Genomic DNA, 10,776 nt, shown 5'->3' on the forward strand with positions numbered 1-10,776 from the left:
ACCGCCACGCCGCGCGCCTTCGACACGTGCACGACGCCGTCGATCTCGGGAGCGTCGGCAAACGAGCGCGCGATTGCCCTGGTGCCGTGCACTTCGTCGACGAGCACGTCGAGCGTCTTGCCGATCCTTGAGCGCAGCCGCTCGGCGCTGATCTTCTCCTGCAGCGTCATGAAGCGCTCGCGCCGCTCTTCCTTGACCTCTTCCGGCACGTGTCCGGGCAATTCATTGGCGCGCGCGCCGTCGACCGGCGAATAGGCGAAACAGCCGACGCGGTCGAGCTGCGCGTCCTCCAGGAACGCGAGCAACGCCTCGAACTCGGCCTCGGTCTCGCCGGGGAAGCCGACGATGAAGGTGCTGCGGATCGCCAGTTCCGGACAGATGGCGCGCCACGCGCGGATGCGGGCGAGGTTGTCCTCGGCACTGGCCGGGCGCTTCATCAGCTTGAGGATGCGCGGGCTCGCATGCTGGAACGGCACGTCGAGGTAGGGAAGCAGATTTCCCTCGGCCATCAGCGGGATGAGCTCGTCCACGTGCGGGTAGGGGTACACGTAGTGCAGGCGCACCCAGGCCGGCAGTCCCGCCAGGGCGCGTGCAAGCTCCGTGATGCCCGCGCGCAGTGGCCGACCGTGCCAGAAGCCGGTGCGGTACTTGAGGTCGACGCCGTAGGCGCTCGTGTCCTGCGAGATCACGAGCAGCTCCTTGACACCCGCGGCCACGAGCGTCTCGGCCTCGGTCATGACCTCGCCGACCGGGCGGCTGACCAGGTCGCCGCGCATCGAGGGAATGATGCAGAAGGTGCAGCGATGGTTGCAGCCCTCGGCGATCTTGACGTAGGCATAGTGCCTGGGCGTGAGCTTGACGCCCTGCGGCGGGATCAGGCTCGTGAAGGGGTCGTGCGGTTGCGGCAGGTGCGCATGCACGGCCTCCATCACCTCGGTTGCGGCGTGTGGGCCGGTCACGGCGAGCACGGCGGGGTGAACTTCGCGCACGACGCTGCCCTGGGCGCCGAGACAGCCGGTGACGATCACGCGGCCGTTCTCCGTCAACGCCTCGCCGATGGCATCGAGGGATTCCTCGACCGCGCTGTCGATGAAGCCGCAGGTGTTGACGACCACCAGATCGGCATCCGCGTAAGTCGGCGAGATCAGGTAGCCCTCGGCGCGCAGCTGCGTGAGGATCCGCTCCGAGTCGACCAATGCCTTGGGGCAGCCGAGCGAGACGAAACCGACCTTGGGTGGAGCGGTCACCGGTGGTTCAGATGGGGTGCGCCGGGCGGACCGGCAGGCCGGGGTCGCTAGCTCTTGCCGCCGCCCTGGCTCTCGTCCGAGGCGGCTTCCCCGGTCTTCAGTCCGGGGAACGAGAAGCTGCCGAAGAGGTTGCGCGTCTGGCGCTGCAATTGTTGCTGCATCTCCAGAAACATGCTCGCGCTCTGTTCGAGGTAGCTGCCCATGAGGCTCTGGATGGTGGGGCCCTGCAGCTTCATGAACTGCGTCCAGGCATCCGGGGAGAGCATCGGGTTCTCGCCGTAGATGGCACGCGACTGCTCTTGCAGCCGATTCTGCAGGTCCATGAAAGTCTGGATGTTCTTCTCCAGGTAATTGCCCATCATGCCCTGCATGGTATGGCCGTAGAAGCGGATGATCTGCGAGAGCATGTCGCTCGAGAACATCGGGATGCCGTCGCTCTCTTCCTCGATGATGATCTGCAGCAGGATGCTGCGCGTGAGATCGTCGCCGGACTTGGCGTCGACCACCTTGAAGTCGGAGTTGTCGAGTACGAGGCGCTTGACGTCTGCGAGGGTGATGTAGCTGCTGGTGGCCGTGTCGTAGAGTCGCCGGTTGGGATATTTCTTGATGAGGCGAACCTTTTCGCTTCCTTCAGCCATCGGAATCCTTTCCGGGTAAGATGCGGCATGCTGGGAGTGCGCTCATGCGATAATTATAACCATCTGAGAGATAGAAGCTAAACGCAACACATGACGCGCTGCAGCATGTTGAGTTGACAAGGGCAGGGAAGCGACTACAATCGCTTTGTGCGATGCAGCAAAGTGCACCGGTCGAAACTGGTGTAACCAACGTGAGGAGAGAGAAGATGTTTGAAAAGCCGGAAGATTTCGCCGCCTTCGGTAAGGGGGGTCTCGAGACAGCAATCAAGTTTGCCCAGATCTCGATGGACAGCGCCGAGCGCATGATGAAGCTGCAGCTCGACGCCGCCCGCACTTCGTTCGAAGAGAACAGCAAGACCGCGAAGGCATTGGCGGATACCAAGGACCCGCAGCAGCTGATGAGCCTGCGGACCAAGCTCGCAGAGCAGAGCGTCGAGAAAATGCTCTCGTACTGCAAGAGCGTCTACGAGGTGGCGTCGGCGACGCAGGCGGAGGTTTCGCGCCTGCTGGAACAGGCGATGACCTCGCACAGCGGTGAGGTCATGGAAGCCATCGAGAAGGTCATGAAGGCAACGCCGGGCGCGGGCTCGGAGGCCGCCGTGGCCGCTTTCAAGACGGCCATGTCCGCCACCCAGAATGCGATGGAGAGCATGACCAAGGCGGCAACACAGGTGACGCAGATGGCCGATTCGTCGATCCGCGCCGCGACACAAGCCACCTCGGAAGCCGCGAAGGCGGCCGTGAAGAAGAAGTAGCAGTCGGTTGACGCTGCGGCTGCGAACGCCGCTGCGCCAAGAGCTTCGATGACAAAAGGCCCCGGGGAGCAGGGGCCTTTTGTGTTAGGGCGCTTCAGCTGATGCCGTCTTACTCCTGGCGCACTCTGACGTAGCTGCCGGGAGCGGGTTCCAACTCGGTATACGTGCGATTGCCGAGCTTCTTCGGCGCGGCAACCTCGCCGCCCGAGCGCTTGACCAGCCATTCCGACCAGCGTGGCCACCAGCTGCCCGGCACCTGCTTCGCGTTGGCGAGCCACTCCTCGTGAGTCTCCGGCAGCTTGCCCTCGCCCACCCAGTAGTTGCGGCGGTTTTTCGAGGCGGGATTGATGACGCCGGCGATGTGCCCGCTGGCCGCCAGCACGAACTCGATCTCCTCGCTGCCGAGGAGCCGCGCGCTGATGTAGGCGGAGTGCCACGGCACGATGTGGTCCTCGCGCGCCGCCAGCGCGAACGTCGGAACCTTGATGCTGCGCAGATTGAGCGGTATGCCGAGCGCCGTGAGCTTGTTGGGCACCCGCAGGTTGTTCTCGAAGTACATGTTGCGCACATACCAGGCGTACAGCTTGCCGGGGAGATGTGACCCGTCGCTGTTCCAGTAGAGCAGATCGAAGGCTTCCGGCGTCTTGCCCTTGAGGTAGTTGTTGACCACGTAGGACCAGACGAGCTCGTTCGCGCGCAGGCTGGCGAACGTGCTGGCGAGCTCCGAACCGCGCACGACGCCGCCCTCGGCAAAATCGACATCGCGCTTTTCCACGTAGGCTTCGTCGAGGTAGACACCGATCTCGCCGACGTCGCTGAAGTCGAGCATCGTCGTGAGCAGCGTCAGCGTGTTGACGCGCTTGTCGCCGCGCGCCGCCATCACCGCGAGCGCCGAGGACAGCAACGTGCCGCCGACGCAGAAGCCGAGCATGTTGGCCTTGTCGGCGCGGGTCACGTCGAGGACGACTTCCAGGGACTTGAACACCGCCTGCTCGAGATAGTCGTCCCAGGACAGCGAACCGAGCTCCGCCGGAATGTTCCGCCACGAGACGAGGAACGTGTTGAAGCCCTGATCGACCGCGTACTTCACGAACGAGTTGTCCGGCTGCAGATCGAGGATGTAGTACTTGTTGATGAACGGCGGGACGATCAGGAAAGGCACCTCGCGCACCTTCTCCGTCGTCGGGCGGTAGTGGATCAGCTGGAAGATCTCGTTCTGGAAGATCACCGAGCCGGGTGTCTTGGCGAGGTTCTCGCCGACTTCGAAGGCGGATTCGTCGACCATCGAGATGCGCCCCTTTTCGAGGTCGTCGACGAGATTCCTGTAACCCTTCGCGAAGCTCTGGCCCCCCGTCTCCATCGCGAGTTTCAGCGCCTCCGGATTCGACGCCGGGAAGTTCGCCGGGCACATCGCGTCCACGATCTGCCGCGTGAAGAACTTGAGCTTCTTCTTGCTGTGCGGCTCGAGCTTGGCCGCCTCCGCCAGGTCGGAGAGCCAGCGCGCGTTGAGCAGGTAGGACTGCCGCAGGAAATCGAAATACGGGATCTCCTTCCACTCCGCGGCCTGGAAGCGGCGGTCTCCTTTCTCCGGCACCACGACCGGCTCCGCTTCCTGTCCGGTGGCGCGCTTCAGCATGTTGCTCCACAGCCGCCCCCACATCTCTGCGTAGCGCTTGTTCAGCTGCTGCAGCTGGTCGGCGTCATGCATCACGCCGGCGGTGAGCGACTGCAGCATCTCGTTTGCCTCCAGGCGCTGAGCCGGCGTGAACTTCTTCAGGAACTCCGTGATCAGCTTCTGATTCGCCTCGGTGATCGACTTTACGAGCTCGAAATTCTCGGGCGGATTCTCCGTGCGCGCATCCATGGCAATCGTCTCCGCGGGGGTTGGCCGGCAGACCGGCGGGGGTGGTCGGGGGATTCTGGAAGCCGCCTCATCGGGTGTCAAGCGCGCACCGGGAGAACTTCAGCTCATGTACATCGCTGCGATCGGCTGGCTCTACATCGTCACCCTGATGGCGCTCACCGAACAAACCATCGGAGCGGGAATCGCGACGCTGGTGCTGTGGGGCGTCCTGCCGCTGGGACTCGTCATCCTCGTGCGCAGCGGCAGCAAGCGCAGCCGGCGATTGCGGCGGGAGGCCCGGCAGGGAGCCGCGTCAGATGACGATGCGGCAAGCGACCGCAGCCATCAATGACCCGGCACGAGGCGTCCGGCGATCCAGATGGTGCCGACACCCAGTGCGATGAGGCTCAGCTGCTGCACCGTGGCGTGCAGTTCGGGTCGGCGGTGCAGGCCCGGGATGAGATCCGCGACCGCGATATACAGCATGCTCGCTGCGGCGATGCCGAGCAGCGGCGGCACCAGGTGCTCGACGTGATGCAGCATGGCGTAGGCGAGCAGGCCTCCCACGAGGGTCGCGACGCTCGAAAGGAGGTTGAAGGCGACTGCCCGGCTGCGGCTGTAGCCGCTGTGCAGCAGCACCAGGAAGTCGCCGACTTCCTGCGGGATCTCGTGCGCGATCATCGCGAGCGCAGTGACGATGCCGAGCTGGACGTCGGCCAGGAAGGCGGCCGCGATCAGGATGCCGTCGACGAAGTTGTGGATGGTGTCGCCGATCAGGATCATGAGGCCGCTGCGCCCGTGGTCGTGCTCGATGGCCGGGCTGCCGTGGCTCTCGCAGGTGTCCTCGTGGCAGTGCCGCCAGAGGACGAGTTTTTCCAGCGTGAAGAACCCGAGCACGCCGCCGAGCACGACGGTGCCCATCGGCACGCCATCAGCGCGCGCGAACGCCTCCGGCAGGAGGTTCAGGAACACCGCGCCGAGGAGCGCGCCGATCGCGTAGCTGATCAGCACCGGCACGTGGCGCGGCTGCGCCGAAAGCGCGACGACGCCGGCCGCCAGCACACTCAACACGCCGCCCGCGAGGCAGGCGCCGATGATCCACTGCAGGACCGTCATGGCGGGACGCCGCGAAAAAAGGCGCGATTATACGCGTCGCGTATCGGAGGAATCGTGCTCGAGCCAGATCAGCGAGGCCATGCGTCCCGTGACGCCGTTGCGGCGGTGAGAGAAGAAGCGCGCGGCGTCGCTGAACGTGCAGAGGCCGCCGCCATGCACGCGGGTGACACCGATACGGGCGAGCCGCATGCGGGCAAGCGCGTACAGGTCGGCGAGCCACTTGCCGGTGCTGCGCGGAATGAAGGCCGCGGCGGCCTCGGGGTTGTCGCGAAGAAAGGCGTTGCGTACGTCGTCGCCGACTTCGAAGGCTTCGGGGCCGATCGCAGGACCGAGGCATGCGATCACGCGCGCAGGCTCGACTCTAAGGGCGTCCACGGTGCGCTCGACCACCCCCGCGGCGAGGCCGCGCCAGCCGGCGTGGGCGATGCCGACCGCCTCGCCCGCGTCGTCGGCCAGGAACACGGGCAGGCAATCCGCCGTGAGAACGGCCAGCACGGAACCCGCATCGCGGGTGACCGCGGCATCCGCCGCGCAGCCTGCGCGGTGCTGGCGGGAATCGGCGACCGCGACGCCGTGGACCTGTCGCAGCCAGAGCGGCTCGCTCGGCAGGTGCTCGGCCAGCACCGCGCGGTTGTGCGCGACGGCGGCGGGATCGTCGCCGACGTGGTCGCCGAGATTGAACAATGCGTACGGTCCGCTGCTGACACCGCCAGAGCGCGTCGTGACGAGAGCGCGCACACGCGGCGGCACCGGCCAGTCGGGTTCGAGCAGCACCAAGGGAGACTCAGCGACCGGCATGCATGCAGGCGTGCGCACGCAGCGCTTCGATGAGCCGCTGCATGTCCGCAGGCGGCGCCGCCGTCCAGCGCACGACCGCGCCGGTCGACGGATGTACGAGACCGAGCGTTGCGGCGTGCAGCGCCTGTCGATCGAATGCCGCAACGATGCTTGGGCAGGAGGCCGGCACACTCCGGTGGCCGTACACGGGATCGCCCACGAGCGGATGGCCGATCGACTGCATGTGAACGCGGATCTGGTGCGTGCGCCCGGTCTCCAGCGCGAGGCGCAGCAGACTCACGCCGGCGAAGCGCTCCAGGACGTGGTAGCGGGTGCGCGCCGGCTTGCCGGCAGAGACCACGGCCATGCGTGTTCGGTGCACCGGATGGCGACCGATGGGCGCTTCCACGTCGCCGTCGCAGGCTACCTCGCCATGCACCAGGGCGACATACTCGCGCTTGACGGTGCGCGCCTGCAGTTGACGCACGAGATCGACCTGCGCCGGCAGCGTCTTCGCCACGACGAGCAAGCCGCTTGTGTCCTTGTCCAGGCGGTGCACGATGCCGGAACGAGGCACGTTGGCCGTCTCCGGCGCGTGGCGAAGCAGTGCGTTCTGAAGCGTGCCGCGCGGATTCCCGCTGCCCGGATGCACGACCAGCCCGGCGGGCTTGTCGACGACGAGCAGCGCCGCATCCTCGAAGACGACGTGCAGCGGAATGTCCTCCGGCTGCGTTGCGAGCACCTCCGGGTCAGGCTCGCAGTCGACCTCGACGCGGTCGCCGGCCCACACTTTGTCGCGCGGTGCGAGCGGCGCACCGTCGCGCGTGATGCGCCCGCGCCGCATCCAGGCCTGCAGGCGGTTGCGCGAGTGATCGGGCAGCAGCTGGGCGAGCGCCTGATCAGCCCTGAGTCCCGAGCATGCGGTGGGGACGGTGAGCGCGAGGGGGCGGCTGCTTAGGCTATAATTCGCGTCGCCGGATTCCTGCCGACCCATCCGTATGTCGACCTCCATGCCCCGCAGTTTAGCCCTCGCCAGCAGTCTTCTTCTAGCGCTCGTGCTCGTCAGCGGCTGCGGCCTGCTGCCGGAGAAATACGACGAGACCAAGGGCTGGTCGGCGCAGAAGATCTATTCCGAGGCGCGCAGCGAACTCGCCGACGGCAATTACGAGAAGGCGATCAAGCTCTACGAGACGCTGGAGTCGCGCTATCCGTACGGACGCTACGCGCAGCAGTCGCAGCTCGACGTCGCGTATGCCTATTACAAGGACCGGCAGTCCGCCTCTGCGGTCGCCGCCTGCGACCGCTTCATCAAGCTGCATCCGAACCACGCAGCGGTGGACTACGCGTACTATCTCAAGGGCCTCGCCAACTTCAACGAGGACCTGGGCTTCATGGGCAGCTTGAGCGGTCAGGACATGACCGAGCGTGATCCGAAGGCGCTGCGGGATTCGTACGACGCCTTCCGCGACCTGGCGCTGCGCTATCCGAACAGCAAGTACACGCCCGACGCGATTGCCCGCATGAACTACCTGCTCAATGCGCTCGCCTCGCACGAAGTGGCGGTGGCCCGCTTCTACTACAAGCGCGGCGCATACGTGGCGGCTGCCAACCGCGGCCAGAGCGCCCTTACCCGCTATCCTCGCGCGCCGGCGAACGAGGAAGCGCTCGTCATCATGGCGATGAGCTACGACAAGCTGGGTCTCACCGATCTGCGGGATGATGCCGAACGGGTTCTCGTGAGCAACTTTCCCGATACCCGGTACAAGCTCGGCAGCAATCCGTACAAGCAGTGGTGGCAGATCTGGAGCACGAACTAGGGTCGTGAGTCAGAGGTTCGTTGAACTATGAAGAATCCGGACGACGGGCATCCGGCGCAGGAATGCCGAGGACGCTGCCAGGTGCGGAGCCGCGCGGCGCTTGGCTAGGCAGCAAGCGAGCACGGCGACAAAGCATGGCGGCGATGATCGGCGTTGCTCAACGAACTTCTGACTCAGGACACTCTAGACCACGTCCCCCGCGCAGGAGCGCAATCCCTGCGGAGGGTGCTTACTTCGCGTACCAGGACTTGACGCCGGCATGGTCGCGAACGGCGTCGTGCACACCCATGAGCTTGCGGTAGCCGGCAAAGATCGTGGCGGGAATGTGATCGACTTTGCCGCCGATGAACCAGCGCACCGCCATGTGGAGCTTGAGGTCCACGACGTGGAGCTTTGCGCCACCGAAGAACGGCTCGCCCAGGATGTTCTTCTCCGCCGACCTTGCCCAGGCTGGCAGGAAACCTGCCACGATCGCTTCGCGCGCAGCCTTCTTCTCGGCGTCCCCCATGCGGATCGTCGGCGCAACGACGGCGCGAAGATCCTCCACGTGCTGCATCATCCCTTCGTGGCGCGCCGCATCGAAGTCGTCGGCAGGGTGGAGGCCGTGGCGGCGGCCAATCAGCACAAGGATGGCGTTGGAGTGCGCGAGCGGCGGACATCCCGGCAATTCAAGGACGGGCAGGCCACCGTAAGGCATCTGCTCCTTCATCGCGGGCCAAGCGGCCGAGTCGATGCGTACGTCCTCGAAGTCGATGCGCGCGAGGTGCAGGGCGAGACGACACTCCTCGCCGCGACTTACGGGAGCGTCGAAGTAGATCAGCTTGGGCTTGGTCACTGAGGAAAAGCGTACCACAACCCGGATCGACCCGCGTTCCGGGATCTACGGGCGCCGACCGTACGGCCATTGACCAGATGAACCAGGGTATGAATATGGGATGACCTCACGGCCTCCGCCTCCTGCATTGCCTGCTTGGTCTATCACTGGTCAATTACGGGGCGCGAATAGCACGGCCGAGTTTCAGAACGCCAAGGGTTCCCCGTATTTGCAGTACGCGGGCCGCCACGGCCGCGGCCGAAAAGCGCAAATAGCGTCGGACGGCGCCTCAGGTAGTTCAAAGTCGTCCGGGTTCCTGCCAACACACAGTTGCCTCCGTTGCCGGCCACAAGGTGCTCACCCTCGAGGGGCTGGGCACGCCGGAGAAACCGCATCCGCTGCAGCAGGCCTTCATCGAGGAGCAGGCGGTGCAGTGTGGCTATTGCATCAATGGCATGATCATGCAGGCGAAGGCGCTGCTCGACTCGCGCAAGCGGCCGACCGAAGACGAGATCCGGCAATGGCTCGCCGAAAACCTTTGTCGGTGCGGAACCCACGTGCGGATCGTGCGCGCGGTGAAGCGTGCGTCCGAGACCATGGCGTGAGGAGGGACGGATCATGTTCAACGCGCAGATTTCCCGCCGCGAGTTCCTGAAAACTTCGGGCGCGCTTGTTGTCACCTTCGCCGCGGGCAATCCGGGGGCCGAAGCCGCGGCGGCGCCTGCCGCTGTCAAGGCAAAGACAGTAGCACTTGACCAAGTCGACGGGTTCGTCGCGATTGACGGGACCGGTACGGTGACGGTTTACTCGGGGAAGGTGGACCTCGGCACGGGTCTGTACACGGCGCTCATGCAGATAGCCTTGGGGCGCCGGGGAACCTACCGCTGCCATCGTGCCGTCGACGATAGCGAATGCTGTCTATGATGCATGCGGCGCGCGCGTGCGCTCAGTACCGTTCAGGCCGTCGAAGGTTCTTGCTGCGATTAATCAAGAGGTGGTCTGACGCGGAAGCTTTCACCGTTCGGAGCGTCGGCGTCCACGCGGCGGTGAGAATGGCGGGACTGGCGCAGGCGAGCGCCGTCATCAAAAGGGCGACCTGCCCGCCTTCGTTTCGCGCCTCGCTCATCACCCTTTTCCGCTTGCAACGCATCGTACGATGTAGTGCGAACAGGCCCTGGCTACCCGAGCCCCAGTTCCTCACGCAGCAGGGCGGCGATCTCCGCGGCGCGCTCCGGCGCCACCAAAAGACGCATGCCCGCGACGCCAACTGAACCGAACACCGGCAGTACGCTCGCCAGGTGTTCGTTCGTGATCACGTAGTCCACCCCTTCCCGCTCCAGCAGCATCTTGATGATCAGGACTTCCTGCAGGTCTGCAGGCCGGTAGATTTCCGTGAGCGGTGCGTTCATGCGTTCGGCCTATGCGAAAGCCAGCGCCACCACGCCGGCGGTCATGAACAGCGCCGCGATGGTGCGGCGGCGCGCATCGCCTTCCGACAGGAGCCGCGCGCCGAGGAACGCGGCGATGAGGATGCTCACCTCCCGCGCCGGCGCGACGTAGCTCACGAGCGTGAGTTGCATTGCCGTCAGCACGAGAATGTACGCGAGGGGGCAGAGCACCGCGACCGCGATCACGTCGGCGCGATGCTGCTGCCATGCCTGTCGCACCGACGCACCGCGGCCGCGCAGGAGCGGCGCCATCAGCACGACGCGCCCGGCGTTGGTCAGCCAGTCCTGCAGGATCGGCGGTGTCAGCAGCAGCGCCACTGC

The 10,776-nt window shown here is 65.4% G+C and carries 14 protein-coding genes; 5 read left to right on the top strand and 9 right to left on the bottom strand.

Annotated elements, in window-relative coordinates; translation table 11 throughout:
• Positions 1 to 1,247 (bottom strand): 30S ribosomal protein S12 methylthiotransferase RimO (gene rimO / locus JNK68_11555; GenBank protein ID MBL8540990.1); only part of this gene is annotated, 1,247 nt, incomplete at its 3' end.
• A 47-nt stretch (positions 1,248 to 1,294) separates the two neighbouring features.
• Positions 1,295 to 1,885 (bottom strand): polyhydroxyalkanoate synthesis repressor PhaR, encoded by a 591-nt coding sequence (gene phaR / locus JNK68_11560; protein ID MBL8540991.1) that lies wholly within the window; start codon positions 1,883 to 1,885, stop codon positions 1,295 to 1,297.
• A gap of 152 nt (positions 1,886 to 2,037) precedes the next feature.
• Here phaR and JNK68_11565 point away from each other — a divergent pair, with 152 nt between their 5' ends.
• Positions 2,038 to 2,640, top strand: coding sequence for a phasin family protein (locus JNK68_11565; GenBank protein MBL8540992.1), 603 nt, complete (start codon positions 2,038 to 2,040; stop codon positions 2,638 to 2,640).
• A 109-nt stretch (positions 2,641 to 2,749) separates the two neighbouring features.
• Here JNK68_11565 and phaC read toward each other — a convergent pair whose 3' ends face one another.
• A complete protein-coding gene (phaC, locus tag JNK68_11570; GenBank protein ID MBL8540993.1) occupies positions 2,750 to 4,504 on the bottom strand; it encodes a class I poly(R)-hydroxyalkanoic acid synthase in 1,755 nt (584 codons plus the stop codon).
• A 106-nt stretch (positions 4,505 to 4,610) separates the two neighbouring features.
• On the opposite strand from phaC, the gene JNK68_11575 reads away from it, so the two are divergent.
• Positions 4,611 to 4,835, top strand: coding sequence for a hypothetical protein (locus tag JNK68_11575; GenBank protein ID MBL8540994.1), 225 nt, complete (start codon positions 4,611 to 4,613; stop codon positions 4,833 to 4,835).
• On the opposite strand, the gene JNK68_11580 is transcribed toward JNK68_11575, so the two are convergent.
• The 3 genes from JNK68_11580 to rluD are packed head-to-tail and all read right to left on the bottom strand — an operon-like array spanning position 4,829 to position 7,388.
• Positions 4,829 to 5,599, bottom strand: coding sequence for a ZIP family metal transporter (locus tag JNK68_11580; GenBank protein ID MBL8540995.1), 771 nt, complete (start codon positions 5,597 to 5,599; stop codon positions 4,829 to 4,831). The two genes, JNK68_11575 and JNK68_11580, sit on opposite strands and share 7 nt — an antisense overlap.
• A gap of 27 nt (positions 5,600 to 5,626) precedes the next feature.
• Positions 5,627 to 6,397, bottom strand: coding sequence for a peptidoglycan editing factor PgeF (gene pgeF, locus JNK68_11585; protein MBL8540996.1), 771 nt, complete (start codon positions 6,395 to 6,397; stop codon positions 5,627 to 5,629).
• On the bottom strand, positions 6,384 to 7,388 hold the full coding sequence (gene rluD, locus JNK68_11590) for a 23S rRNA pseudouridine(1911/1915/1917) synthase RluD (protein MBL8540997.1): 1,005 nt from the start codon (positions 7,386 to 7,388) through the stop codon (positions 6,384 to 6,386). Before rluD ends, pgeF begins: the two co-directional genes overlap by 14 nt.
• On the opposite strand from rluD, the gene JNK68_11595 reads away from it, so the two are divergent.
• The gene (locus JNK68_11595) at positions 7,387 to 8,193 is read left to right on the top strand and encodes an outer membrane protein assembly factor BamD (GenBank protein MBL8540998.1); all 807 of its coding nucleotides are present in this window, start codon (positions 7,387 to 7,389) and stop codon (positions 8,191 to 8,193) included. The two genes, rluD and JNK68_11595, sit on opposite strands and share 2 nt — an antisense overlap.
• Before the next feature lie 229 nt (positions 8,194 to 8,422).
• On the opposite strand, the gene JNK68_11600 is transcribed toward JNK68_11595, so the two are convergent.
• Complete coding sequence (locus tag JNK68_11600) at positions 8,423 to 9,028, bottom strand: glutathione S-transferase family protein (GenBank protein ID MBL8540999.1); 606 nt, start codon at positions 9,026 to 9,028, stop codon at positions 8,423 to 8,425.
• A gap of 332 nt (positions 9,029 to 9,360) precedes the next feature.
• On the opposite strand from JNK68_11600, the gene JNK68_11605 reads away from it, so the two are divergent.
• Complete coding sequence (locus tag JNK68_11605) at positions 9,361 to 9,612, top strand: hypothetical protein (GenBank protein MBL8541000.1); 252 nt, start codon at positions 9,361 to 9,363, stop codon at positions 9,610 to 9,612.
• Positions 9,613 to 9,625: 13 nt separating this feature from the next.
• Positions 9,626 to 9,931 (top strand): twin-arginine translocation signal domain-containing protein, encoded by a 306-nt coding sequence (locus tag JNK68_11610; protein MBL8541001.1) that lies wholly within the window; start codon positions 9,626 to 9,628, stop codon positions 9,929 to 9,931.
• Between the two features lie 254 nt (positions 9,932 to 10,185).
• On the opposite strand, the gene JNK68_11615 is transcribed toward JNK68_11610, so the two are convergent.
• Positions 10,186 to 10,416 (bottom strand): DUF2007 domain-containing protein, encoded by a 231-nt coding sequence (locus JNK68_11615; GenBank protein MBL8541002.1) that lies wholly within the window; start codon positions 10,414 to 10,416, stop codon positions 10,186 to 10,188.
• Between the two features lie 9 nt (positions 10,417 to 10,425).
• Positions 10,426 to 10,776: EamA family transporter (locus JNK68_11620; protein ID MBL8541003.1), on the bottom strand; the 351-nt coding region annotated here is incomplete at its 5' end.

Source organism: Betaproteobacteria bacterium, assembly GCA_016791345.1.
Classification (GTDB): Bacteria; Pseudomonadota; Gammaproteobacteria; order Burkholderiales; family JAEUMW01; genus JAEUMW01.

Bases quoted from the DNA above. Each gene is read 5' to 3' on its own strand.
- phaR (MBL8540991.1), bottom strand. From the start codon at position 1,885: ATGGCTGAAGGAAGCGAAAAGGTTCGCCTCATCAAGAAATATCCCAAC.
- JNK68_11565 (MBL8540992.1), top strand. From the start codon at position 2,038: ATGCAGCAAAGTGCACCGGTCGAAACTGGTGTAACCAACGTGAGGAGA.
- phaC (MBL8540993.1), bottom strand. From the start codon at position 4,504: ATGGATGCGCGCACGGAGAATCCGCCCGAGAATTTCGAGCTCGTAAAG.
- JNK68_11575 (MBL8540994.1), top strand. From the start codon at position 4,611: ATGTACATCGCTGCGATCGGCTGGCTCTACATCGTCACCCTGATGGCG.
- JNK68_11580 (MBL8540995.1), bottom strand. From the start codon at position 5,599: ATGACGGTCCTGCAGTGGATCATCGGCGCCTGCCTCGCGGGCGGCGTG.
- pgeF (MBL8540996.1), bottom strand. From the start codon at position 6,397: ATGCCGGTCGCTGAGTCTCCCTTGGTGCTGCTCGAACCCGACTGGCCG.
- JNK68_11595 (MBL8540998.1), top strand. From the start codon at position 7,387: ATGCCCCGCAGTTTAGCCCTCGCCAGCAGTCTTCTTCTAGCGCTCGTG.
- rluD (MBL8540997.1), bottom strand. From the start codon at position 7,388: ATGGAGGTCGACATACGGATGGGTCGGCAGGAATCCGGCGACGCGAAT.
- JNK68_11610 (MBL8541001.1), top strand. From the start codon at position 9,626: ATGTTCAACGCGCAGATTTCCCGCCGCGAGTTCCTGAAAACTTCGGGC.
- JNK68_11615 (MBL8541002.1), bottom strand. From the start codon at position 10,416: ATGAACGCACCGCTCACGGAAATCTACCGGCCTGCAGACCTGCAGGAA.